This is a genomic window from Niallia sp. Sow4_A1, from assembly GCF_052116745.1.
GTDB lineage: Bacteria > Bacillota > Bacilli > Bacillales > Cytobacillaceae > Niallia > Niallia hominis.
Map to the genome: position 1 here is coordinate 52,924 of NZ_JBQKKM010000015.1, position 24,087 is coordinate 77,010.

Sequence of the window (24,087 nt, forward strand, 5' to 3'; positions counted from 1 at the left end):
AAACTAACCTATCAAAAAATTGAATAAATAATCTCTTTCTTCTTTCGAACACATAAAAACAAAAATATCATTAATAGATCGAATAAAAGTAAACTGATAAAAACCTGTTTTATCGTTTCTAGCAAGTGAAAATGTACAATCTTGTAACAGTAACCTCTTCGCCTCTTTTAAATCATAATTATAGAAACCATTCAAAATGTTTGTATATTCTATATCTGATAGGAGATAAACATTCGGCTCTTCGCCTAGGCTTCTTCGCTCCTCTATAAGTACTCCTTCCAACTCCTCATCCCTATCGTTATATATGTAACCCTTTACTTTCAAACCGTATCTTGCATGAAATAAGTTTAACTCCACTAACTTCTCAACAACTATATTTCTTCTAATTTCTACTTTTTGATTCATCAAAATCCTCCCCTTTCATTTTTAAATTGATTGTTAAAAACTGACCAGACCTTAACGGAATTTTCATATACCTTTCTATTAGACATAACTTATAACAACCCTTGTTTAAAAATAAAAAAACAGCAGGGACTAGTCCCTACTGACATGGATGTAACTTTCGCGCTAACTTGATTAATTTGTATCGAACATCTGGCTCTAGTATATACTCTTCCAAAATCGGACAAAGCAGCAAAATCATTTGGTTAAAATCTTTAAAATCTTGGTTAAAACACATTACATTATACTTTTCAATTTTTGTCTTTCCCTTTTTTTGCCTGCCACTCTGTAATCCTCTTTAAGTACATATATGAAATAGAAGAATGGTTCAGTTTCATCTGGCAATAAAAAGCATTTCTTAAATCTTGCAATGAAGAAATTGTACTGAAAATGGTTAAACGTTATTAGTTCATAATCAGCCTTCTTACGAAGTATATCCTTGTTTTTCAAGAGAATCCCTCCAAGTATCTTTAGTGTAATCTTTCTACTTATACACTTAAACAAACACTTGTTCTTACCTTTATTTTGGAAGGAATCACAAGAAGCATTGAACCACTTTTGGATGTTTTGTTGAACTAGTTTTAAGCCTTGCGATTCTATTAGTATCAATACTTGAGCCGTTTGAACTACTATTTACCTAAATGACCATTTTGAAAAGCATTACAAAACTACAAGAGATTATTTGTATACACCTCACATATACTACTGTTTTAATAATTAAACTGGTTCATTTGGCTCAACCCTTTTCTCGCTTGCAAACACTTGGTTCATTATTGGCTCAAGATTGGTTCAACTTGGGTTCTATTTTTACAAAATTAAAGACGGGTTTAATACCCGTCTGCAATTTAAATTTCATCAAAATCAAGTAGTTTTAAACCCTTCCAAGACTTAGTCCTTCTACTGTTATTCATTTGGCTACGTTTAACCAGATTACCATATATACTTTCAATTTTTTTATTAAACTTTGTTTGACTTCCCGCAATGTGTCCATTTTGTTCACAGAAATTTTGCCATGCTGTAAACAGATTAATACGCGCTGTCTCAGCATCTGGATTAAATTCGCAATGTTCATTCATGAATTTCATTACAGGATTATTCTCTTCTCTGTATCTTTGGACTAGTTCACTAGATTCCCTACTTTCTGTAAACTTAAAATTATTTTCATGTATCAATCTTCTTAGTCCGTCTAGAATCCAAAGCAGGATAGCGTCCTTCTCTTTGTATAATTTTTCCTTCAGGTGAGGGTCTTTTTTTGCAGGTACATGCTTAAAAGGGATAATACTTAACCTGTTGTAAAAAGCATCACTAGTATCTTTACTGTAATTATCCGGTAGACCATTTGTGGAGAAAACAAACTTTGCTTTATTATAAAACTCAAATACTTGTCCATATGGTCTTCGTGCAGATATCCTATCATTCCCGGTAGCCGCTTTTAAATAGTCATTATCTTTAATTCCTTTAGCGGGTAGATCAGCAAATATATTGACAACCTTCCCAAACAATTCTGCTTGTTTGTACTCATTATCAGACAAGTCTTGTAATGGAATGTGTGATTTAGCATTATCGGTTAAGAGATTCTCTAGAGTTGCTGTGATAAAAGTACTTTTCCCTGCATCTCCCGGTCCATCAAATATGAAAATCATCTTTTTGGAATCTGTTAATGGAGTTAAACAATACCCTACCATTTCCTGCAGCAGCATTTGAAGTTCTTTATCCGGTACTGCACTATTAATAAACTTATTGAAGTTTTCTCCATTAGCGTTCGGATCATAGTTTGCTTGTATTTGAATTGTAGAATAGTTATCTATTGAGTGACCTTTAGTAAACTCCCAAGTTTGTAAATCAAATGTTCCATTTAGAAGATTTAACTTAAAGGGATACTTATTTATTTCGTGCGGAAACTTATTAATTCGACTATCTATCTTCCACAATTGAACAACATCATTTATAACCTGGGACTTAGCATATTCAGGTGTTAATAACTCTTTTACTATCCCCTTATCCTCATTCTCATTCGCTGGTCTATACACCCCATTATCAAAAAAATATAACTTTCCCGTTGAATTGATGACAGGAACATTTTTTATGAGGTATTCCGACAAAAAACCTCGATGTATATAACTAAAGCCTTTATCTGATTTCCTTAAAAATGGGCCAACAAGTCGAACTTCATTATCTATGTATTCTACCTTAAATCCTTTCGGTCCAATATATTCATTTCCGTCTTCGTCGTATAAGACACTCTTCCAGATAGGGAGATTTTCTGTGTCTTTTATTGAGACTTGTTTTAAATCCTTTTTTTCATATTCTTCAACTTTTTTATTTAGTTCCTCAGTAGAAACTGTTATTTCTTGATTGTTTTCTCCATCAATATTACTCCAATTTGGTGGTGTAACTTTGTTTTTAAATTCTTTAGATGTAGCCATATTACATCACTCCCCTTTCCTCATTACACAGGGTTTAGGAGTGTATATTGTGTTTTATATGTATGCTTTTTATTGTGTTGTGAAGACCTGTTAGATGGCTTAAAAATACATGCATGTTGGTAGTTTAATCTCTTCTAAGTTCAACTCCTTCAGGAGCCTTAACAATTGTCCAACCTTTAATTAGAAATAAAGGTAATTTATTTGTGGTACCATATCTGCTAACCTTTTCAAATTGATAATAATCCCCCACTTTTTTTCTTAATATGAAATACTCTTGACCATTATATTGATTAGATTTAAAGAAATTAACTAGATACCCTTCCTTATACAAATCAATTTTATTCTTTCCCCATAATTTTTTTGCTTCCACTACTTCTCCGGTTTTAAAATTTGGATAATACTTTGGCAATGCTCTCACCTCCTTTTTACTTTACAACGTTTCTATTAAACAAAGATAGATGCTCACCTGCTAATTCTTCATATAAAAATTTATTTCTTTAATATTTAAATTAACTTTATGGATATATTGATACTAAGGGTATTTTACTGAGGGGGACTATTTGATAGCTATTTTGTACGGAAATAAAGGGAAATTTCGAAGCCTTTTATAATAATTCTGTAGATTCTTGTTTTTCTCAAATACCACACCAACCTGAAGTACTTATGTTAAAACCGAAAGCAAATACAGTCACAGAAAGAGATCATATACATATAGCAAAACTTGTAGATTACTCCCAATTAGAAATTACTAACAATAACCAGATAACTAGAGGCAAAAACATTGAATTTGTTTGGATTATCTGACTTCCATCATGGTTATATGGATGTTGGGGTTATTAGCGACTTTCTGTCTATACTTGAGGAAATTACATAAAAAATTCCAACAAAATTTAGAAATCAATTGTGTAAATGTAAATGTCTGTATCAAAATGTACATTTTTGCTTATATAAGCATGTACACTTTTGACCGTTATACGGCTCTCTATACAAGTGAGTGCATAATTACAACTTGACACGGAGCCTCTGCGGGCATGATTATGCCGCTAAAAAGCCAGCAGTAACAAGGGCTGGCAAGCCAACCAAGGCTATCATACCCGCCACTCCATGTAAAGTTGTAATATACAGGGAAAATCAAAAATGTACATCTTTAAACGAGCGTTTTTGTACATGCTTAATTCAGCATTTGTAGTGTAAAAAAACATAACACCTTTTGTTTATAGAGACAATCTACCCTAAATAACCTTTAAGTACATTTTTTACAGATTTTCACTGCGCAGTATCGTTGTACTGCGCAGTAAGAACAGTTATAAAGACAGATATTACTGAAGCATCTAAAAGTGAATGATGATTTAAGTGAGTTCCCTACTAGGCAAAAAAAAACAGAAGAGTTTGCCGTTTTTTTTACAATCGTTTCAAAATATTTCTTGAATTCATCAGTTATCACTCATTTCTATTCTATACTTTTAAGGACTAGATTCTGCTTCAGTCTATCCAAAATCTCTACCTCTAGTTGGCAAGCCTCCATAAGATAGGTTTCAACGGTTCCATATCGCTCGTTAATATTGGCATATAGTTGCTCGAGCACTTCGGGATGCGCCTTTAATATGAATTCTATACGCTCTGAGGACACTTGGAAAAGTGTCATCCATCTCATAACTTTTATAAATTTATCTAATCGATGTTTGAAGTAATCGTTGGTTAAGAGATATTCTTCCAATACCCTTTGATATGGAACCCCAACTAAGGACTGAATGATTGATGCAATAATCCCTGTTCGATCCTTTCCAGCTGAACAATGGATGAGCACCGGCCAATTTTTATCATCAGAGATTAAGGTAAATACCTTTTTTATTTGTGGAGTTTGATAGAATGCAATACTATGATAATACTCCCTAGTAAAGTTTTTAAAATCGTCTGCTCCTGTCTTTCGAAACAAAAAGCTAAGAAACTTTCGGAAATTAGCATCTTGAGTCTCTATGGGAAGTAGAGGAATGTTCACAGAATTAATCTCTTCTGCAGTCAGTAATAAGGGCATATTCTTGTTGTATTCTTTTTCTGATCGAAGGTCTAAGATTGTTTTAATCTTATATTTCTTCATTCTTTCCAGATCACATGGAGTCATGTTAGATAATTTACCAGAGCGATAGAGTACACCTTGTCTTAAGGTAGATCCTTGCTCTGTTTTTACCCCTCCGATGTCACGAAAATTATATATTTTTTCAAAGTGTATTAATTGGTTGTTACTCATAATTCTCTCCCGCTTATCATTACTTATTTATGGTGTTCTTCAATATAGTTTTTCAGAGTTAACTAATCCATCCTGCCCTTCTAAATTTAAAGAAAAATTTTAATTCAAATACTATATCCTTCCCTATTCTTCAGGTGTAATGTGTCTAACATGTAAATAGAATATCCTTGATTGATGGTATTTAAGTGGACGGTGCTTATATCCGATCATTAGCTCTAATTCTTTTGTACATCTGAAAATCCCACTCGGTTTTTAAAAGAGAATAACAATATTGATCTGCATACTCCCCATTAATCAAGGAGTAGCCACGTAAAACCCCTTCCTGATAAAAACCAAACTTACGTAAAATTTCTTTTGACGGTGTTGCATCTATGTTGGTAAATGCCTCGATGCGATGCAAATTCATTTCATGAAAGCCAAAACCGATGACATGAGTTAATATTTCAGTCATGTATCCTTTTCGCCAATATTGCTTTCCTAAATCATAAGCAACCTCACCCCTAGACCCGCGTTGGACCTCCCAACCATTGAATCCGCACGTTCCTATAAGAGTATTCGTATCTTTTTTAATAATCCCCCACCTAAGTGCTTGATTTAAATCAAATAGTTTGTTCATAAATGAAATTACACCTTCTGCTTCCTCTACACTTGTTAAAGGGCGAATCCCCATATCTTTTGTAACATCTTTATCCGATAGTACCTCTAGGACACCTGGAGCATCAGCTAATGACATTTGTCGAAGTAAAAAACGATCCGTGTTAATAATCGGAAACTCTTTAAATTCCATTCTCTTCTCTCTCCTCCTCACCTTTTGTAGTGGTTTGCTTCTCTAATAAATAGTTAGAACCTTTTAAATTAAAGCAGGTATTGGATTAACCTCTGCTCATTTTCCCTTGCATCATCCAAATGAAAGGCATGGGAAGATTTATCCGACCATAATAACCTTTTTCCTTCTGGAGCATCTAGATTCTCATAGTATCTTTTAATTAGTTCAGGCATAACATGCTTTTCTTTACTTCCATGAATAAACATGACAGGTATTTGTAATGAGGGAACCTCTGTAAAGAAGTCGAAGGTATTAATATCGTTGAGCAATTCTTCCGTATACGAGAGTTTAAAGCCGCGTATAAGGGAATTGTATACGTCGATAAGAGAGTAATCCGGTGACTGCAACATAATTTTAAGTCCCGAAAAAAATGTCGCTGACTTTTTATCACCTGCATCATGGAACATCGAATTGTATTTAAATTGCCATTTACGAATTGCAGCCCACTGTTTAAATCCATCTAAATAAGGTGGCTCCCCAACGGCAAGCAAATCCTTTATCGCTTTTTGATGATTCTTCACCTTCGATATTTCCATCAGCCACTTGTAACTTAACTTGTCATTTTCAACCCAGTTCGTAATTTGTGAGAACCCGGTATATGAATAATATTTTTCTGGATAAGATGCGGCAAGCGACAGTCCAATCACACTCCCCCACGAATGTGCCATGAGGTGGATTTTTTCTTGACTAAACCGGTTCCTTAAATAATCGGTAACCTCACACCCATCTTGAATAAATTGCTTTAAGTTCATCGTATTTTTTTGAATTTGCTTTGCATACGATTTACCTGTACCACGCTGATCCCAGAAAACAACTGTAAAATGCTTGACTAATTCCTTTGTCGTCATTACTAAAGCATAATCACGTCCCCTATTGGAGACACCAGGCACCGGCATGCTTGGGCCTCCATGAATAAAGAGTAAAACAGGTGCACCAGGATTATCCGCTTGTATTAAGATGCTTTGTTTTATCCCCCCTATTGTAATGCTCTCTACACTGCTTATACCTTGTGCTGTAATTACAAAATCCTTGCTATGGAATATTTTCATAAAGCCACCTCATATTTTATTTTCAGCTATGTAAAGAACAATGTTGACTATAATAGTGTTAATTGAAGCGCAAGATAAACGACATCAGCGATGAGTGCTTCTTCACTACTAATCCTTTCGAATAGCATATCTTTTTCAGTAGCTAATGAGAACGCCCAGCGTTATCGGCCGTATCAAGTAGCTGATGAAATGGAAATTAACGTTACCAATAAATGAGCCTAATTTTAATGAAAGAAAAATAAGTTTCACTTGCAGTGGGTAAGCTCAATAGAGGTTGCATCTAGCTAAAACATATGAATGAACAGTCTCTACATCCCCGTAAATTTATTTAAAAACACTGGAACACAAAGGTTTAAAATGTGAGCAACAATCACCCAACGTAAACTTTTTGTCTTATAAAAATATGTACCCCATGCTAAACCCATTAGAAATACGGCAGTCCAGGTGACAGGACTCCGATTTGCAATGGAAAACACTCCCCACGTCAGAAGCCCTCCTCCAGAGGCGGATTAATAAGAAAAGTAAGTATCCAAAGTGAGATGATTAATCCTGAATCTAATGTATGCCATCCAAATATGAATGCAGGCAGGAAGGAGTGACGGAAAAGGCTAAAATAATCCAGCCTTTATGCCCTTTGGCTTTTGCAACCAACTTGTAAAAGTAGTTCTTTTATGACGATAGATTATAAATGCCATCGTACTCCAATAAATAATAGCTAGCGGTACCCATGCCCATTCATTGATTAACCGCACAGCAATGGTTGCTGTCAAAAATCCTAAACCAACAACTAATATTGGAGAAAAAATCATTAAGCTTCGATTTTTATCGTTCACATAGAATTCCTCCTAAAAAGAAAGAGTCCTCCCCATATAAACCCGAGTCCAGTAATAATTGCCCCGGTTGTGGAGATGAGCGGTTCTAAATTTCCTGCTACCGTCCCTAGTGCAAAAACAATCGTTCCAAGAATAAGTAATAGTCCAACTGCAGATGGAAATAGTTTCGCTCTCACCATTGAAATACCAACGAAGATCATCCCCAATACAAAAAGCAGTGGACCAAACGAGTAAATAAAGTGATTTGTACTAACTGCAAATATTTCATCAATCTTAACATTTGAAACGCCAGCCATCTCGACAAACACAATGGCCGTTACGATAATCGTGCCAATTACACCTAAAACCATACCTATTGATCCGAAAATACCATTTTTATCTCTTTGTGATTCATGAAATCCAAAAAACGCAAAAACGATGAGAAGATGAGCAATAAATACAATGGCTTTTCCTATTACTATACCTTCCCCATTTGAAAACAGTAGATTAATAGAGTGAGCTGTAGCAAGAGAGAAACCTGCAATGATAGACATAACTCCACCTAGTTTGATTCGAAACGCATTCTCCATTCACCTATCCCCTTTATTTGTTGATGACTACATGGCTTATTGTTTCCATACATACATTAGGATTTTGTTAACTATGACTAATGCCCCAAAGACAAATGCTAATGTCGGTTTACCTACAGCTAATAGTGCCAAAATCGCACACCCGAAAATAGTTACTTCAAGTAAAATACGATATCCCCCTGTTAAGGGTATTTGTGCTGCTGGGGAACCAAATAGCCCCCATATCATCATGATCAATAAGGGTGCACCAATACCTAGTAGTATTTTAAAAACTATTCCTTTACCAACAACAAAGCCCCAATAGCTAACTGCTACAATAGTACATACTTCCAAAATAAACAGTAATACGAGATTCATAAACAAGTTAATTACACCCCATTAAAAGGAAGGTGTCTAAAAACAAAGGATTTGAACATTTAGACAACCTCCATTAGTATCTGAATTACCAAATTTGTGTTTTTAATAGTAATTTCTTCCTTTATATTCTAATGAACGAGTATTGTCAATCATCAAATTATTATAGACTAAGAGGAATTTTGTTTACCTTCCATTGATGCTCCTAGTCTTCTTCAATACAGTTGTCGTAAGCCACATGATTAGAAAATAGGAATAGTGGGATGCATAACTCTCGATCTTACCTATCACGCTTAGGCCACCAAACTCTTACAAATAAAACCAATTGTTTTAATAGAAAACAAAAACTTCCAATAATATTTAAGTTCTTTATTGAAAAATGATTACAAACTACTAGCTGGTTTTCTTAATAGAAAATTTTATTCTTTTTTTACCTTTTACAAATTGAATAAACCAATATAGAGCCACCCAAGGTAAAATATATTTTGTTGACCATTCCATTATATTTATAATAATTCCTAAAGAATAATAACCTACTAAATATAAAACAATAAAAATTACTACTAACCCTAATGAACCATATAATAAATACTTCATTTTTATATCCCTCTCTTTACTAGTAATATATATAAATACTAAGCTTGTACTGTAATGGGATGCTTGAAATATTCAGGTAAATCTAAATTATTTTTTATTTTTATGAACAGCACATCGTTCTCGGTATCAATTAACTTTTTACTAATTACAATATCCCCGTAATCTGGAGTATAATGAAAAACTACATTTTTCGTATCTTCGTTAGCAATTCTATTTATAACATCAGAAATAGTTACTTCCTTTTGGCTAATTACATCAAAAAGATGGAGAGTTTCCCCATCGTGCATATGAATTGTAAACAAATCTAAATCATCTATGTAATAGATGTCCTGACTAAAGACATTTAGACAATAAAACATAAGCAATTCCTGTGAATTCTCTGAACCAAAAATAAAAGATACTGGTAATCTACCTCTACTATATTGGAAAATTCTATTTAACACTTCAGAATCAGTACCATTCAGTTTAGTCACTCTTCTGACTGGAATTATTCTTGACGGTATATTCATTGTAAACTGATGTTCCGGTACTCGCTTAAAACCAAACTTAGGATAGAAATCTAGCACAGTAGAATTAGCAAATAAGTACATAAAATCATATTGGTTCTCATAATGTTCAAGCACTATTTCCATTAACTTACGAGATAGTCCTAATTTTCGAAAATCAGGATGAGTCATTACCGTACCTATTTGAATCCCACGCTTTTTTTCATTATTAATAATTAACTCTACCTTATTTGCAGAAACGTTTGCTATTATTTTTTCGTTTTGTACGATGGAGAAAGGTGAATATTTTTCTGTCCAAAATCCTTTTTCGTACCAATCTTCAAAACTTATACCAAAGGTATTAGTAGCCAGTTCATTAAAACTGCCCCTTAATTTCTTATTATGCTCAAAGTTTCTTATTAACTCCATCCTATTATCCTCACTATTAGTATTTTCACCTTAAATTAACTGGGGACTGAATGTTGGCTGTCATTCTTCTAGATTTTCTCAACCAAACTTCTACCACTAATAAATTTCCAGTCCAACACAACCAGACGGCAATTACATAACCAAGTGTAAAGTTATCAAATGTACAGCCAATGATTGCTGACCATATACGGAATGTCAATGCAGCAAATGTGACCGCATAGCTTCTTATCATCCATTCTTCATGAAGTTTAAGTTTTTTATTTCGAATATATGAGTAGGCCTTGTATGTTGTATAAATCCATGCTAGGTCTAGAAGAAAGAAGCCTAATTTAGCTAATATTCCTCCAAATGCAAATAAAGTTAGGTAAATCCCTATTAATCCACTAATGAATATACAAATGACATAGATTTTACCTACAACACGATGTGTATTTAAGTATTTATTGCGCAGTTCATTTATAAAAAGGAAAGGCCCTACTATTAATGGTACGGCAGCTGTTAAAATATGTATATACAATGCTGAATTCCAAATAATATTTTTAAATTCATACATTACAAAACCTATTTCAATTAAAATAGCATTAGATTGTTCCGGGTCGAGTACGTAGTAACGAATGATAGCATGAATGCTAAGAAATGATGCAAGAAGTACGAGTAGAGCAAACCATATTTTTTTTGTTAAATGTTTGAAATATAATAATCTCCCCCGTTTCTATAGATAATATTTGCTCCGGTAGCGTTAAATACTACTTTTTTTCCTGAAGTAGTCCCTGTGGTGTGAAATGAAATCATTATTACCTAACATAGACCTTATTTTACTATTTTGTAACACTAATAAAAGTGAAAAATTGTTTTTAATTTTGCACCTTTTTTACAGCTCTATTCCAAGCGTTAATAATGGGGTAAAGTAATCTTTTTATTTCTCACTTTGAACTAGGCCATTTTTTTCTCATAAGAACAGTCCGATCAAAGTCATATTAAGACTTAAACTGCAAATATGATAGTCTTTATGAATAAGAGCCTCTCTTTACTTTCAACACTCATTTCACCCATAGTATATTGAAGGGTATTTTTTTGTAAATCAATGCCGAGATTTGAAAAACCCTAAGTTTTCCGCCTCATATTTAATCAAAGTGAATCAAGCTGCACTAATAATAGTTAATACACTTCTATGATAAATAACACAGTTCTTTTAGTCTATGAAATTTACAAAAAAAATGAAATAATTAGAGGAGAAGAGATTTCCCTACTGCCAAGCCTGTAGTGGACTTACACCACCAAGTTATCGCCCATGCCGGGCACAACAAAAATCCCTTAGCTTTCACTAAGGGAGGACTACTTAATTTGATACTTCTTTTGGTTTAATTGTATCTCTTACTTTTACGAGCAAGGTAGAATTTCTATATAAAGGATAAGTAAGGGCAGTAATCATTAAAACGGAACCTGCGACAATCAAGGTTGCAACAATATTTATTCCCCCTAAATATCCACCAATAAGGGTACCCATTAACAAAAATAGATTAAATATCGAATAGAAAATGGCTGTACCTCTTCCCCTTATTTCCTCAGGAATATGTTGAAGAAAGATCGTACTCGTAGGTACCATCATTAAAGCATTTGTAAGACCAATCACTAAACTCCACAATATTAATGGATATAGGAGCGAATTCGATAGAAAGCTTATTTCCGTGATGAAATATACACATATAATAGAAAAACCTAGTACACCAATCGATACATATAATAAACGATAATGGGCCATTTTATTTAACAGCTTTGACCCTAGGACAGCACCAATCACCGTACCAAATGCGAAGATTCCTTCCATCACACCAAATTCAATTTTTGATACTTCAAACACTTGGAGCATAACGGCCTTATAGTTTGTCATAAACATTCCAAATGCCATCATGACAGGGACTAGAAATAAAATCATAAAGAATAAAATTGGGGTCTTAAGCATCTCCACTATTCCATCAAACAGATTTTTCAGATACGAATTTGAGCTAGGCTGGTTCTTGTTAGAATCTATCTTTAAAATAGATAAGCTAAAGATAAGAACTCCCGAAATAAGATATGTGAATGAATCAATAAAAAATATGTTCTTCGGGGATTGAAAGGCTAATAGAAGCCCAGCGACTACAGGCCCACCTAACTTAATAACAGCTATCGTACTCTGAAATAGTGCAATTCCTTGAGGAATACGATGGTCACCGACAATAGTTGGAATGGAAGACATACGAGCTGGCTCAAAAAAAGCTGTTCCAATTCCTTGTAAAAATACTAGTAATAACAATAATGGGATATTCTCGTAGAAAAATACCATTAAGAATACCATTAAAAATCTATATATATCTGAATATACCATTACCCATCGACTTGAATATTTGTCAATTAAAGGCCCAATAAAGGGTCCAATGATGACCACTGGCAGTAATTGAGCAACAAAAACGAAACTAATCATTAGGGGATTGTCTGTATGGGTTCCGACAAAATAAACAACAGCAGTTAGCGTCATGGCATCACCTAGAAAAGAAACAACTACCGCCAACCAATATCGGATATATATTTTATCTTTAAGTAATTCAAGCATCGGCCTCGCCTCCATATTTCTGAAATTATCTGTTGTATTTACTTTAAACCTGAAATAAAATGATAAAAAGTGAAAACAACAAGTAACATTTGCACCTTTTATGGGAGGGACCAATTTGAGATTAATGGAGTATTTAATTTTGTTAAGAGCTAGACACAAAGCCGTAAAGCCCTACGAAGAAATTAGCATTTCTATTAGTGAAATTGCAGAAACTTTCTGTAGCTCTATTAGAAACACAAACTATTTGCTTAAGAAATTGAGTGAAGAACAAAGAATTACATGGAAGCCTGGGAGAGGAAGAGGAAACCTCTCAACCTTGGTTTACCACTCCTCATTTAGCGAAACAGTGGAGGAGTACATATTCCAGATGTCAGCCGAAAATAGGGTAGGGGATATCGTTGACCTCGCAAACTCCCCTACCCTCTCTGAAGAAAATCAGAAGTTTTTATTTCAGTCTCTTTATGAAAAACTCGGCCCTAGTATTGAACATTCGCATTTTGGAACTAAGAGCATCCTAAGAATAATACTTCCTCAAGAAGTTCATTCACTAGATCCTTTAGAAACCATTTTTTATTCTGAGGCTCATTTGGTAAATCAGATATTTAACACATTGGTTTCATATAATAGTGAATTAAACCAAACTAATCCATGTATAGCTTATGCTTGGAAAAAGAAACACAATGGAAGAAAGTGGACTTTTTATTTAAGAAAAAGTGTTAGATTTCATAATGGGGAAATGGTCACTGCAAAAGAAGTACAATATACAATGAAACGAATTTTAATAGAAGGAAGTCACTCTGCCATATATCCACTATTAAAAGATATCCGGGAGGTAGTCATTGTTGATGATTTTACCATCGCATTTCATTTAGAGAGGGAAAATTTATTTTTCCCAAGAATTTTATCATCCTTTCACTGTTCTATCATTCATCCATCCCACTCACAAAACCACATTCCAATTGGAACAGGTCCGTTTCTAGTAAAGGAATTCAATAAAAATTTTATATGTCTCCAAGCCTTTGAAGAATACTTTCGTGAAAGAGCTCTAATTGACCAACTTGATATATGGATGAATAAAAGAGGGCATGCATACCCAAATCAATTTACTGCCTTGAATGCTACGGAAAAAGACTCAAACCCAGTTATATTAGATTATCAGTTGTTAGGTAGTAGATTTTTGGCCTTTAATCAAAATAAAGAAGGTTATCAGCACAACCTATATTTTAAATTAGCTATTCAAGAAATCATGAATCCAGTTGAAATGATAAAGGGACTTGGAGGAAATAGAAGTTTAGCTGCCACTAGTTTTTTGCCCGATGTAAGTAGACTCTACAAAATAAATAAATCGTCTATTGCTAAAGCAAAGGAGTACTTACTAAGAAGTGGTTATAACGGGGAAACTATTTATCTATATTATTTTAATCTAAATGAAGGATATGAAAGTGCCGAATGGTTACAAAAACAAGGGAGGAAGATTGGTCTGTCCCTTAATCTCCATCCTATTAATTACGATACGGATGAGTCTATTTTAAATGGGGACATCCTCCTATTATCAGTCATACTTGATCAGGATGTTGAATTAAGCTTATTAACCATTTACAAAAGTGAAAACTCTTTTTTTAGAAAATTCCTAGATAAGGATACTCAAAAAAATATAGATTTGGAACTAGAGGTATTTCAAAGGGTGGAAACTTCAGAGGGAAGAATGGTTCACTTACAGAGAATTGAAGATATGTTAAAAGAAAATGTTCTCGTTCATTTCCTTTATCACGCAACGAATAAGTTGAGCTATCAACCATTTCTAAAAGGGCTTGAAATTAACTCCTTAGGCCTACCAGATTATCATCATCTATGGATCGATCCAGAGGATGAGTTGGTGCATGTGAGTAAACTTTAGGCAAAGAATGGGACAATATCGGACTATGTATGGATATTCATTTCAATTTGTCCCTTTTTCTAGGGTGCGTTCCATTATTCTGACGTCAAAAAGATAATTCTTATAAAAGAGGGTATCATTCCTAACGTTTGATACCCTCAAATCTGTAATTCCTATAAATGAAGGTGCCATCTTGCTCTCCTTGCACCATCAAATCTGCTATTCCTTAAAATGAAGGTGCCATCTCGCTCTCCTGACACCATCAAATCTGCTATTTCCTAAAATGAAGGTGCCATCTCTCTTTCCTGATACCATCAAATTCGCAATTCCTTAAAATGAAGGTGCCATCTTGCTCTCCTGACACCACCAAATTCGCAATTCCTAAAAATGACGGTGGCATCTTTCTCTCCTGACACCACCGAATTTGCAATCCCTAAAAATGACGGTGTCACCTCGCTCTCCTGACACCACCAAAACTACAATTCTCAACGCTGTGTTAGTGTTAAATGTTGATTTATTACTATTAAATTAGGATTCCATAAAATGACAGCCTAATTGTTATTGCTTTTATTCAACTAACGCTCCCCGTTTTACTTTAATAAGGCGGAGTTCCTAATTGATGTATAGCATCTAATTGAATCACGTTTTGTAGTTATTCAACCTTAGTTACGATAATTTGAGAAGTCATTAAATTTAGCCTTTCTTTCAGTTCATCCGTAATGGTGAATGTAATAGTTGAACCAGCATTTAGGTTATTAAATTTATAATGCATCCCAGTTATAATGGTTCCATCAGTTCCATAAGTTTCATAAGTTTCATAAGTTTCATAAGTTTCATAAGTTTCATTTGGAGTTTGGCTAAAATCTGAGATATGATCATAATAATCACCACTGATTTTACCATTTAAAAACACATTATTAGGTAAAATCTGATAGGGTGGTTGCATTTGTACAATGGATATTTCAATAATATTATTTTTTGTGTTTACAACTCCATTATCCGAAACTACTATCCCATTAACATTCAATTCATATTCCCATAAATCTCTAGAGAGTTCATTTTCCTGTTCATCTCTAAAATCTATTATTATGTCGTTAAGTAATTGTTTGTAATAATCCGCTTCTTCCTTTGTGTATTTTAAATCTAACTCAATATTTTCTAATGAGTTTTGTAAATCTTCTTTTTCTTTTTGTAGTTCACTAATTTGTGTGTCTTTTTCACTTATTAATCGATTTGTTTCCTCTCGATCAATATTCTTTGCTTCATCACTACTAGCAGGTTGGTTGCAGCTAGTTAGTAGTATGGTTGTAAGTAATACTGTCAGTAACCAAGTGATTTTTTTCATCGTATTCCCCCTTTTATCTTTCAACCTAGTGTTCTTGATATAATTATTGGTGAAAAAGTATCTGAGGGTACCGAACAGACTACTACTACCTTAGTTTCGGTATCAAAACTGACTGAAGACCATCCAAAAAAAGTCGTAGTGAATGCCTTTATCAGAAGAGGTGCAACAATTAGACATCACAAAAATATGCCGACTAGGACAGGTTGGACTGCCATAACTCCCCTTTCCTTTAATCCAAATGTTGAAAAATAACAAATAATAAGGGGGAGAAAGAAATTGAATCTAGAGGTTCTACTTAATACCTATGAAAGGAAGGCAAGATATCTATCTGCATTATTGACGGTCGCACCAATTATCATTTGGTTGTATTTTTGGTTCCCTGAAATCCGGTCACTCGAAGGAACTATTATTAGTCTAATTGTTGGTTTAGGCATATCAATTCCACTTTCTATACTTGCAAGAACTTCAGGAAAAAAAGTACAAGATAAACTATCTATTAATGTGGGGGGCTCTTCCTGCTACTATAATTTTAAGGAATAACGATAAAACATTAAATAAAGAAACAAAAAATCGTTATCACCAAAAATTAAGGTTACTAACAAACGTGGATATCCCAACAAAAGAAAGAGAACTAGAAGACCCCTTAGAGGCAATCCAGAAATTTAATTCTTGTATTGATTACCTAAGACAAAGAACAAGAGACAAGGCTAAATATTCTTTAATTTTTAATGAAAATGTTTCTTATGGACAGGCTAGAAATTTACTTGGTTTAAAAACTTTCGGATTAACAATATGTTCAATATTAATAGCAATACAATTATTTTCAATCTATAAAAACTATGGTGTTGGACTTAATATTTCTGCTGTTCCTATTTTTGAAATTATATCAGTCATTATAACTGTATTGTTTTTATCGTTTTGGATATTCTTTGTTAGTGCAAAACAAGTTTATAATGCTGGAGTAAATTATAGCAAAGCATTACTAGAGTCGTCTGAGCATATTGAATAACTCTGAAGAAATATATAAGAGGGATTGTATCTGATTGTTATTCCCTCTTTTGAAATTAAACTTTGAATTATTTCATTAATTTTATTGCAATTTTTCTAACCACTCTTTATCAAGCACTACTTCCACTCTCTGCTTTACCACTATTTGTGATACGGTTCATCGTAACGTTACGAGGGACAAACATTTAAATGTAATTAAAATTGAAATTTAATATCTATTTAAAGGGGATACCTAATTAAGACTAAGCCATTCTCTTTTGAAGTACCCACGTAGGAAAAAGCAAATGTAAAAACATGCATAAAAGCAGTGGATTTCACACCTGAAATCACACTGCTTTTTAGCATTATTAAAACACCTTTTTTATAACAAATACCTATTTATATGTAACTAAGGTCGATACTGGTATGCCAATTCCTTTTGGACTATCGGGATTATCCTTGAAACCATTAAAGCGTAAAGAATTAAAATAATTATATTTTTCATTATGGTTTTAAAACTACTTTTATACAATCATCTGCATGTTCATAGAAGGTTTTATACATTTCACTTGCTCGGTCTAACGGTACAACATGCGTGATAATTTCAGTAGGGTCAAATTCACCCTTTTGAATCATATCAAACAATATTGGCATATAATGAACAACAGGTGCTTGCCCCATTCTTATACGAATATTTCTTTCCCATAAATTACCTAAAGGAAATTGATTGTAAACAGAACCATATACACCTGTTAATTGTAAATTTCCGAATTTTTTAATAGCTTGCATACCAATTTGTATAGGGCTTGTAGTTCCCCCAACTAAACCCATTTGTTGTTCTTGTGCTTCTTTAGGAGTTTTCTTCCCATCCATTCCCACACAATCAATGACACAATCTGCTCCACCTTTTGTTAATTCACGAATATATTTTCCAGCATCATCAAATGTTGGAAAATCATCAAAGTTAATTACTTCCACATTGTTCATTTTTTTAGCATGATTTAAGCGATAAGGAACATTGTCAACTGCAATCACTCGACTTGCACCTTTCAACCATGCAAACTTTTGTGCCATAAAACCAACAGGTCCACAACCAAGAACGACAACTGTATCACCCTTTTTAACTCCTACATTCTCGACACTCCATAAAGCGGTAGGTAATACATCTGACATAAACAACAATTTTTCATCATCTAATTCTACTGATTCTGGGATAACAAAAGGAATAAAATTACCATATGGTACACGAAGGAGTTCCGCTTGACCACCTTGATACCCACCATATCTTTCAGTGAAACCAAAATAACCCCCAGTGTCTACAGCCTTATTAGGATTAGAATTATCACATTGGCTCTCCATTTCATTTTGACAGTAATGACAATGACCACATGAAATGTTGAATGGAAGAACTACTCTATCACCTTTTTTTACCTTTGTAACTTCCGAACCAACTTCTTCAACAATACCCATCGGCTCATGTCCTAATACATAATCTTTTGTAGCTGGTACTGCCCCTTGATAAATATGAAGGTCAGAACCACAAATTGCACTTGAAGTAATGCGAACAATAATATCATCATTCTTTTGAATTGTTGGGTTTGGTACTTCTTTGACTTGCATATTTTTTACACCTTGAAAAGTAACTGCTTTCATTGTTCTCAACTTCTTTCTTAGAATTTATATTTTGTCTTAGATTATCTTTTCCAGAAATTATTTTTTTATTCATCATTGTTGTCACCATCCTTATTAAAGACAACAACAAGAAGATTAATTATCGTCCTTTATTTGTTTTTTGTGATGTTTTTCATCATATTCAATCACTAATTCTAATTGTGGTATATAGAAATCAACGATGTAATTGTCCACTCTATATTTATCATAAATATAAACAATTCCTTCTAAAGAGTTTTTTAATATTTCTCCAAATCTGCGTTCCATTTGTTTGCGCGAAATTAATAAGATTATTAAACTCCTCAAAATATTGGCCTCTTATAGCGATATTAAAAACAGTATCTAGATTATAATGTAAAACTTTCCTTTTTACTTTTCTAGTTCCTTCTTTATTTTGTACTATATAATACTTAGTATCTTGAAGTAAATCTAATATTCTACTAATATTTATAAATGAATTGTTATATTTTGCATAGTGGTTTGGTAAAGTGTTGCAATTGCCTTCTGTGTCATCCAAACTGTTTCATCTGCTATTTTAACTTCTACTGATGTATCCCTGCCCTCTGGTTGATAGATCAAAGTTTTTATGTTATTTAACATTGCTCTACCTTCCTTTTCTACGTTCTTCTATGTACTATTATACCGTTAACCATCGAATAGTTTAACAAAAACAGAACGTTTATTCCCCTGTTATAACTTATTCTAAGACAAATATAAAACCCCTTCAGACTTGATATAAAATCCTTAGGGGCTGTTAATTTATTTAATTTGTTCTAATACGGTTTTGCTTAATTCAACTTCCACTCTCTGCTTTACCACTATTTGTGATACGGTTCACCGTAACAGGGCTAAATGAGGTTTTTTCCCCTGTCCATTTTAGATAGCTGGCTGAAGGATCACCCAATCTCTCTTACTCCAACAGCTCTTCCGGAAGCAGCTTAAATCCTTCAATCATCGAGTCTTCTTCCACCTTGATCAATAGACAGCGTTTGCCATTTTAATTGACCTGTTTGACATATCTCAAGTCTTGAGGGCTGATTGCAACATTCGCTACTTTTGTGCTGATCTTAATGGACTTGGACGCGTAACTCGGAACGATATGGCTTGCTTTCATTTCATACGTTTTGTCTTCAACCACCTGCTGAAATGCCCTTTCCACTTTTTCCGTATTCATATCTTTTACGCCGCTCGCCTTCAGCACACGTTCAATCTCTTTAGTATCCAAAGTAGGAGTACTCTCTTCTTCCACCACTATTTTCAGTAAATCGTTATCCAACTTAAATTGTTTTCGAATCTCTGCTATATCTTTGTTATTCATCTCTAAATTTTAACTCCCTGGCTAGTAAGATTCGTGTTTTGAACAAAAAAGAGCATCCAAAGCTACAGTTAGCTTTTGACACTTCTTTATTATAACAATCTTTAAGATGAAGAAGGCCTATCTATTATGGATTGCCTTTGTTCCTCTTGGGTCGTTATGCACCTCTACGTGTTTTGTATATTTTAAAATTAAATTGGTAACAATGTGTATGAATATGAAATTTTTAAGTACGACTAGAAATGTTTTTTCTCAATAAGAGGGGTGGGATGTACATGTTTTGGAAAAAAAAACAAATTGAAAGTAAGTTTGTTGCTCAATCAATAGCTGAATCAGAATTATCGATAGAAGCTCTGAAAAAAAGCCTCGTTCAAATGGATGATGCAGAATTTGTGGAAATTGACATTTCCGTTATTCGAAAAATTCATCTTGTTTACATACGAACTCTCATTGACCAAGAAAAATTAAATGAAAGCATTATAAAACCTTTAACTAAATGTTCCAAACCGTCTATTCAAGATTGTATTACGAATTCCTCCATTATTCACATTCCTAATTTTATAGAGGCAAAAAAACAGTTGTTTTCAGGTTCCATTTTGTTATTTGATTCTTCGCAAAACCTTTGGTTAGCTGTGCCATTAAAAAATCCTATTGGACGTGCCATTGAAACTTCCGAAACAGAAACCATTCTGTTCGGAGCAAAGGACAGCTTTAGTGAACAAGTAGAACAAAATATTACGCTTATTCGAAGACGACTCCCCATACATGAACTGAAAGCAGAGAAGTTTACTGTCGGTTCTATGAGTGAGACAAGTGTTGTTTTAATGTACATAGAGGGGCTGACTAATCCAGATTTTGTTTCAACAGTCAAAGAGAAGATTTCTGAAATTAATTTTGATCTCTTCTTTGACTCCTCTCAAGTTGCGGCATTCATGGAGGAACATCAAAACAGTATTTTTCCTCAGTTTCAGCAAACTGACCGGCCTGATGTAGTTGCTTATTCTCTGGGATTAGGAAAGATCACCCTTCTGGTAGACAATACACCATTTGCTCTTGTTGCACCCATTACTTTTTTCCATTTGTTCCAATCACCCGAGGACTATATTAATCGATGGGTAGTTGCCAGTTTTTTGCGCATCATCCGATATGCCAGTTTTGTTCTGTCAATCACATTGATTCCTTTCTATGTGGCATTGACAACTCATCACTATCAAATGATTCCTATGCAAACACTTCTGGTCTTGGTCGAATCAAGGAGCATGCTTCCTTTTACTCCTTTTTGGGAAGCATTTATCATGTTAATTTTTATTGAAATCATAAAAGAAGCAAGTTTAAGAATGCCTACAAAAACTGGTCAAACACTTGGGGTTATTGGTGGTATTGTGATTGGTCAAGCAGCTGTTGAGGCTGGATTCGCTACCAAAGTATTAATTGTCATGGTTGGGATCTCGACGATAGCTTCCTTTCTTATTCCCAACTACCTTATGACAAAAGCAAATTCATTAATTCAATTGATGCTTCTTGTTTTTTCTTCTTTACTTGGGATAATTGGGATTGCACTAGGAAGCATTGCTATTTTGGCTCATCTTAATAGCTTGTCTTCAATCAAGCAACCCTATTTTTCACCAGTTTCCCCTTTTTTCGGTAAGGATTGGATTGACTTATTCATTCGAGGGCCATTAGTCAAAATGTTGGAGCGTCCAGAGCATCTTAAACCTCTAAAACAGAAGAGAGATAAAACTAGGAGATGACTTGATGATGGAAACCCACCAATTATTTAAAAAGAATGAAACCTATAATGGGTTCTATGCCATGTTGTTGGTAAATCGCCTCCAAATGCTATACTTCTTTCTGATTATGCCAAATATCTTGATCAATCCATATATGATTTGGGTGCTTATAGCTGTCGGGATATTATCCCAACTAAACCTTCTTCTTTTATCGAAGTGGCTTTTAACCCGTTTATCTAGCAATGGATATAATGGATTTGTCCAATTGTTTGGGAAAAAATTGGTACGTTTTCTCTCTTTCATCGGGTTGTTCTTTATTCTACTTAAACTTTCCGTCATAACGTTAGGATTCATCGAAATTGTTCAAACATTTATACTTCCATCAACAGATACAAATTTTCTTGTCTTTTTTATTTTGTTGTTATGTTTTTATGTCGCAGGTAGGGGCGTTGAACATACCATTCGTTTTGTGTTGATTTCTTTTTTCTGTACATTTTGGATGTTCACATTTTTCGTTTTTTTCGTCTTCCCTCCAATAGCTCAACTCAGTGATTTGTATCCACTTATTCCAATGGAGTGGAAAGTAGAAAATTGGAAAGCCGTTTTTTTAATTTTGTCTTCCTATTCTGGTCCGGAATTTCTGGTATTTTTGGGACCATGGCTTAAAACAAACAATAAAACCTTTCGCTATTTGTCTTACGGAAACGCTCTCACCGTTGTAGAGTATGTATTCCTATTTATAGCATCCCTATTTTTTTTCGGTTCCAATTATTTAAGTAAAACTCAATATCCAATTATTAATATGTCCCGTTATTTTCAAAACCCAGTGTTTGAACGAATTGATATGATCATGCTTTCCTTTGAATTATTTAACCTAGTTTTTGCAGTTTCTCTATTTCTACTATTGTTTTATGGAGCATCTAGAATAGCTTTTGGTAAATTGAGCAAGCCAACCAGTGGAAAAGGTTTGTTATTCAGTGTATTCCTTATTTTTATCGGAATGATTCTTGTGAATGAATTATTTTGGAAGCCTTGGGAGAAGCAGAATTTTTTACTTAATCTTCAAATTATAGCTGGAAGCATAAGCTATTTTCTTGTTCCACTTGTTATTGTTTTAGCAATGAAAAAAAGGGGAGTTAAAAAAAGTGCGTCTACATAAAAAGATATGTAATAGATTAATACTTCTTTTTATGACTATTTGTTTATCTGGCTGTGCCCCTTTTACCGAAAATAACCTTATTGAAGAAATTTCTCCCGTTACCTTTTTGGCAATTAGTAAGGGGGATACAGGGAAATTAAAAGTCAGTACAATTTTGCCTCCTCTAAGTAAAGAAAAGAAGTTTGTTATGTCGCAAGAAGTCAGCTTATTAAAGGAGGGAGTACAGAAGTACAACCTCAACTTCTACCAGGAAATGAAATCTGGACAAATGCGGATGCTGGTAATTAGTGATGAACTTGGAAGAGACGGCATTATGTCCATTATAAATGTATTATTGACTGATCCGGATATTTCTCCGAGAATCTATTTAGTAATCGTAAAAGGAAATTTTGATGAATACTTGGAAAGTCAATTGGACAAAGATGAAAACTTTGATTACTCGTTTTACCGTATGCTGAAGCATTATGAGGAAAAAAACCAAGGAGAATTAACTGTCGTTAATCTTCATCAATTTAAAAATTTGCTCTATACTCCTTATTCAGATCCTTTTTTGCCTGTATTCAAAATAGAAGAGGATGGGGTCAACTATGAAGGTACAGCCTTGTTTAAAGATGACAAGCTAGTTGAAACTATTTCATCTTTAGATGATCGTATCTTCCAGCTGATAAACAACGATCACTACTTAGTTGTTTTACCGATTCAAAAATTTGAAATTGTACTGGGTCATGTTAGATCTAAAGTAATAGTAGATTTCGATAGCAGCTATTCTACAATGACCTATACCGTGAATATGGACACTAGAATTGAGGAATACCGGGGAGAGAAACAATTATTTGACCCAAAGGAATTAGAAAATATGAAAAAAGATATCGAAACCCATCTTGAAAAACAAACACATGAACTGTTTAAAAAGATGCAAGAATTGAAAGTGGATCCATTACAGATTGGCATACAAACAAAAAGACCATTCTCAAAACCAATGGAAGAAAAAAAATGGATTGAATTGTTTGAGAAGATGGACATTAAAATACAATACAATATTAATATCGATCCTTTGACGGATGCAAATTCAAAAAGGCAAAACTTTTAATTTTTCTTATCGAATAACTCATAACGTATGTGATTTAATGCTTGATAAATATGCTTCGTATGCA

General features: G+C 33.8%; 25 protein-coding genes and 1 pseudogene. 6 read left to right on the top strand and 20 right to left on the bottom strand.

Translation table 11 applies throughout. The features are described from left to right. Positions 1-3 precede the first annotated feature (3 nt). The 15 genes from ACTQ5K_RS10440 to ACTQ5K_RS10510 all read right to left on the bottom strand — a co-directional run bounded on the left by ACTQ5K_RS10440 (position 4) and on the right by ACTQ5K_RS10510 (position 13,009). On the bottom strand, positions 4-405 hold the full coding sequence (locus ACTQ5K_RS10440; RefSeq protein WP_031536991.1) for a hypothetical protein: 402 nt from the start codon (positions 403-405) through the stop codon (positions 4-6). Between the two features lie 273 nt (positions 406-678). Next, positions 679-891: a hypothetical protein gene (locus tag ACTQ5K_RS10445; protein WP_031536992.1), complete on the bottom strand. Its 213-nt coding sequence runs from the start codon at positions 889-891 to the stop codon at positions 679-681. Between the two features lie 395 nt (positions 892-1,286). Continuing rightward, positions 1,287-2,867 carry a DNA primase family protein gene (locus ACTQ5K_RS10450; RefSeq protein ID WP_441993903.1) on the bottom strand — a complete coding sequence of 527 codons (1,581 nt, stop codon included), beginning with the start codon at positions 2,865-2,867 and terminating at the stop codon, positions 1,287-1,289. Between the two features lie 124 nt (positions 2,868-2,991). After that, complete coding sequence (locus ACTQ5K_RS10455) at positions 2,992-3,276, bottom strand: hypothetical protein (protein WP_026675551.1); 285 nt, start codon at positions 3,274-3,276, stop codon at positions 2,992-2,994. A gap of 1,041 nt (positions 3,277-4,317) precedes the next feature. Beyond that, positions 4,318-5,115, bottom strand: a complete 798-nt coding sequence (locus ACTQ5K_RS10460; protein ID WP_031536994.1) for a tyrosine-protein phosphatase — start codon at positions 5,113-5,115, stop codon at positions 4,318-4,320. 196 nt (positions 5,116-5,311) lie between these two features. Continuing rightward, entirely contained in the window at positions 5,312-5,902 is a 591-nt protein-coding gene (locus ACTQ5K_RS10465) for a GNAT family N-acetyltransferase (RefSeq protein WP_047944577.1), read from the bottom strand. A gap of 68 nt (positions 5,903-5,970) precedes the next feature. Beyond that, positions 5,971-6,990, bottom strand: coding sequence for an alpha/beta fold hydrolase (locus ACTQ5K_RS10470; protein WP_031536996.1), 1,020 nt, complete (start codon positions 6,988-6,990; stop codon positions 5,971-5,973). A 308-nt stretch (positions 6,991-7,298) separates the two neighbouring features. After that, a complete protein-coding gene (locus ACTQ5K_RS10475) occupies positions 7,299-7,466 on the bottom strand; it encodes a CPBP family glutamic-type intramembrane protease (RefSeq protein ID WP_160314233.1) in 168 nt (55 codons plus the stop codon). 132 nt (positions 7,467-7,598) lie between these two features. After that, positions 7,599-7,823 carry a hypothetical protein gene (locus ACTQ5K_RS10480; RefSeq protein ID WP_031536997.1) on the bottom strand — a complete coding sequence of 75 codons (225 nt, stop codon included), beginning with the start codon at positions 7,821-7,823 and terminating at the stop codon, positions 7,599-7,601. Next, on the bottom strand, positions 7,820-8,392 hold the full coding sequence (locus ACTQ5K_RS10485) for a hypothetical protein (RefSeq protein ID WP_031536998.1): 573 nt from the start codon (positions 8,390-8,392) through the stop codon (positions 7,820-7,822). The genes ACTQ5K_RS10480 and ACTQ5K_RS10485 overlap by 4 nt, the downstream gene beginning before the upstream one ends. Before the next feature lie 36 nt (positions 8,393-8,428). Further along, positions 8,429-8,749 carry a YrdB family protein gene (locus ACTQ5K_RS10490; RefSeq protein ID WP_031536999.1) on the bottom strand — a complete coding sequence of 107 codons (321 nt, stop codon included), beginning with the start codon at positions 8,747-8,749 and terminating at the stop codon, positions 8,429-8,431. A 390-nt stretch (positions 8,750-9,139) separates the two neighbouring features. Then, entirely contained in the window at positions 9,140-9,343 is a 204-nt protein-coding gene (locus tag ACTQ5K_RS10495) for a hypothetical protein (RefSeq protein ID WP_031537000.1), read from the bottom strand. Between the two features lie 38 nt (positions 9,344-9,381). Then, entirely contained in the window at positions 9,382-10,257 is an 876-nt protein-coding gene (locus tag ACTQ5K_RS10500) for a GNAT family N-acetyltransferase (protein WP_031537001.1), read from the bottom strand. Between the two features lie 25 nt (positions 10,258-10,282). Beyond that, positions 10,283-10,810 (bottom strand): DUF2306 domain-containing protein, encoded by a 528-nt coding sequence (locus tag ACTQ5K_RS10505; protein WP_047944578.1) that lies wholly within the window; start codon positions 10,808-10,810, stop codon positions 10,283-10,285. A gap of 786 nt (positions 10,811-11,596) precedes the next feature. After that, complete coding sequence (locus tag ACTQ5K_RS10510; RefSeq protein ID WP_109768769.1) at positions 11,597-13,009, bottom strand: MFS transporter; 1,413 nt, start codon at positions 13,007-13,009, stop codon at positions 11,597-11,599. On the opposite strand from ACTQ5K_RS10510, the gene ACTQ5K_RS10515 reads away from it, so the two are divergent. Then, entirely contained in the window at positions 12,975-14,747 is a 1,773-nt protein-coding gene (locus ACTQ5K_RS10515) for an ABC transporter substrate-binding protein (RefSeq protein ID WP_226793725.1), read from the top strand. The two genes, ACTQ5K_RS10510 and ACTQ5K_RS10515, sit on opposite strands and share 35 nt — an antisense overlap. Before the next feature lie 631 nt (positions 14,748-15,378). Here the strand turns inward: ACTQ5K_RS10515 and ACTQ5K_RS10520 are convergent. Next, entirely contained in the window at positions 15,379-16,071 is a 693-nt protein-coding gene (locus ACTQ5K_RS10520) for a hypothetical protein (RefSeq protein ID WP_031537005.1), read from the bottom strand. Between the two features lie 276 nt (positions 16,072-16,347). Here ACTQ5K_RS10520 and ACTQ5K_RS10525 point away from each other — a divergent pair, with 276 nt between their 5' ends. Together ACTQ5K_RS10525 and ACTQ5K_RS10530 are read left to right on the top strand one after the other, a co-directional pair. After that, positions 16,348-16,611: a hypothetical protein gene (locus ACTQ5K_RS10525; protein WP_031537006.1), complete on the top strand. Its 264-nt coding sequence runs from the start codon at positions 16,348-16,350 to the stop codon at positions 16,609-16,611. A gap of 64 nt (positions 16,612-16,675) precedes the next feature. Next, positions 16,676-17,080, top strand: coding sequence for a ComEC/Rec2 family competence protein (locus tag ACTQ5K_RS10530; protein ID WP_031537007.1), 405 nt, complete (start codon positions 16,676-16,678; stop codon positions 17,078-17,080). Between the two features lie 482 nt (positions 17,081-17,562). Here ACTQ5K_RS10530 and ACTQ5K_RS10535 read toward each other — a convergent pair whose 3' ends face one another. From ACTQ5K_RS10535 to ACTQ5K_RS10550, 4 genes and pseudogenes are all read right to left on the bottom strand, one after another. Beyond that, the gene (locus ACTQ5K_RS10535) at positions 17,563-18,711 is read right to left on the bottom strand and encodes a zinc-dependent alcohol dehydrogenase (RefSeq protein ID WP_031537008.1); all 1,149 of its coding nucleotides are present in this window, start codon (positions 18,709-18,711) and stop codon (positions 17,563-17,565) included. A 114-nt stretch (positions 18,712-18,825) separates the two neighbouring features. Further along, entirely contained in the window at positions 18,826-19,035 is a 210-nt protein-coding gene (locus ACTQ5K_RS10540) for a DUF559 domain-containing protein (protein WP_047944579.1), read from the bottom strand. Between the two features lie 141 nt (positions 19,036-19,176). Continuing rightward, positions 19,177-19,329 (bottom strand): hypothetical protein, encoded by a 153-nt coding sequence (locus ACTQ5K_RS10545; RefSeq protein ID WP_155986740.1) that lies wholly within the window; start codon positions 19,327-19,329, stop codon positions 19,177-19,179. 310 nt (positions 19,330-19,639) lie between these two features. After that, a pseudogene (locus ACTQ5K_RS10550) lies at positions 19,640-19,975 on the bottom strand (DUF4317 family protein); the annotation flags it as partial. 344 nt (positions 19,976-20,319) lie between these two features. Here ACTQ5K_RS10550 and ACTQ5K_RS10555 point away from each other — a divergent pair. From ACTQ5K_RS10555 to ACTQ5K_RS10565, 3 genes are read left to right on the top strand one after another with little or no spacing between them, the layout of a single operon-like run. Further along, positions 20,320-21,795: a spore germination protein gene (locus ACTQ5K_RS10555; RefSeq protein ID WP_031537010.1), complete on the top strand. Its 1,476-nt coding sequence runs from the start codon at positions 20,320-20,322 to the stop codon at positions 21,793-21,795. A gap of 4 nt (positions 21,796-21,799) precedes the next feature. Then, positions 21,800-22,933, top strand: a complete 1,134-nt coding sequence (locus ACTQ5K_RS10560; protein WP_081836610.1) for a GerAB/ArcD/ProY family transporter — start codon at positions 21,800-21,802, stop codon at positions 22,931-22,933. Beyond that, positions 22,920-24,023: a Ger(x)C family spore germination protein gene (locus ACTQ5K_RS10565; protein WP_031537012.1), complete on the top strand. Its 1,104-nt coding sequence runs from the start codon at positions 22,920-22,922 to the stop codon at positions 24,021-24,023. The genes ACTQ5K_RS10560 and ACTQ5K_RS10565 overlap by 14 nt, the downstream gene beginning before the upstream one ends. Positions 24,024-24,087: the final 64 nt, after the last annotated feature.

What these genes read in the sequence shown, in the direction of transcription:
- ACTQ5K_RS10500 (WP_031537001.1), bottom strand. Translation starts at nt 10,257, where the DNA reads ATGGAGTTAATAAGAAACTTTGAGCATAATAAGAAATTAAGGGGCAGT.
- ACTQ5K_RS10560 (WP_081836610.1), top strand. Translation starts at nt 21,800, where the DNA reads ATGATGGAAACCCACCAATTATTTAAAAAGAATGAAACCTATAATGGG.
- ACTQ5K_RS10485 (WP_031536998.1), bottom strand. Translation starts at nt 8,392, where the DNA reads ATGGAGAATGCGTTTCGAATCAAACTAGGTGGAGTTATGTCTATCATT.
- ACTQ5K_RS10515 (WP_226793725.1), top strand. Translation starts at nt 12,975, where the DNA reads ATGGAGTATTTAATTTTGTTAAGAGCTAGACACAAAGCCGTAAAGCCC.
- ACTQ5K_RS10440 (WP_031536991.1), bottom strand. Translation starts at nt 405, where the DNA reads ATGAATCAAAAAGTAGAAATTAGAAGAAATATAGTTGTTGAGAAGTTA.
- ACTQ5K_RS10495 (WP_031537000.1), bottom strand. Translation starts at nt 9,343, where the DNA reads ATGAAGTATTTATTATATGGTTCATTAGGGTTAGTAGTAATTTTTATT.
- ACTQ5K_RS10505 (WP_047944578.1), bottom strand. Translation starts at nt 10,810, where the DNA reads ATGTATGAATTTAAAAATATTATTTGGAATTCAGCATTGTATATACAT.
- ACTQ5K_RS10545 (WP_155986740.1), bottom strand. Translation starts at nt 19,329, where the DNA reads ATGTTAAATAACATAAAAACTTTGATCTATCAACCAGAGGGCAGGGAT.
- ACTQ5K_RS10470 (WP_031536996.1), bottom strand. Translation starts at nt 6,990, where the DNA reads ATGAAAATATTCCATAGCAAGGATTTTGTAATTACAGCACAAGGTATA.
- ACTQ5K_RS10555 (WP_031537010.1), top strand. Translation starts at nt 20,320, where the DNA reads ATGTTTTGGAAAAAAAAACAAATTGAAAGTAAGTTTGTTGCTCAATCA.
- ACTQ5K_RS10535 (WP_031537008.1), bottom strand. Translation starts at nt 18,711, where the DNA reads ATGAAAGCAGTTACTTTTCAAGGTGTAAAAAATATGCAAGTCAAAGAA.
- ACTQ5K_RS10520 (WP_031537005.1), bottom strand. Translation starts at nt 16,071, where the DNA reads ATGAAAAAAATCACTTGGTTACTGACAGTATTACTTACAACCATACTA.
- ACTQ5K_RS10465 (WP_047944577.1), bottom strand. Translation starts at nt 5,902, where the DNA reads ATGGAATTTAAAGAGTTTCCGATTATTAACACGGATCGTTTTTTACTT.
- ACTQ5K_RS10450 (WP_441993903.1), bottom strand. Translation starts at nt 2,867, where the DNA reads ATGGCTACATCTAAAGAATTTAAAAACAAAGTTACACCACCAAATTGG.
- ACTQ5K_RS10490 (WP_031536999.1), bottom strand. Translation starts at nt 8,749, where the DNA reads ATGAATCTCGTATTACTGTTTATTTTGGAAGTATGTACTATTGTAGCA.
- ACTQ5K_RS10460 (WP_031536994.1), bottom strand. Translation starts at nt 5,115, where the DNA reads ATGAGTAACAACCAATTAATACACTTTGAAAAAATATATAATTTTCGT.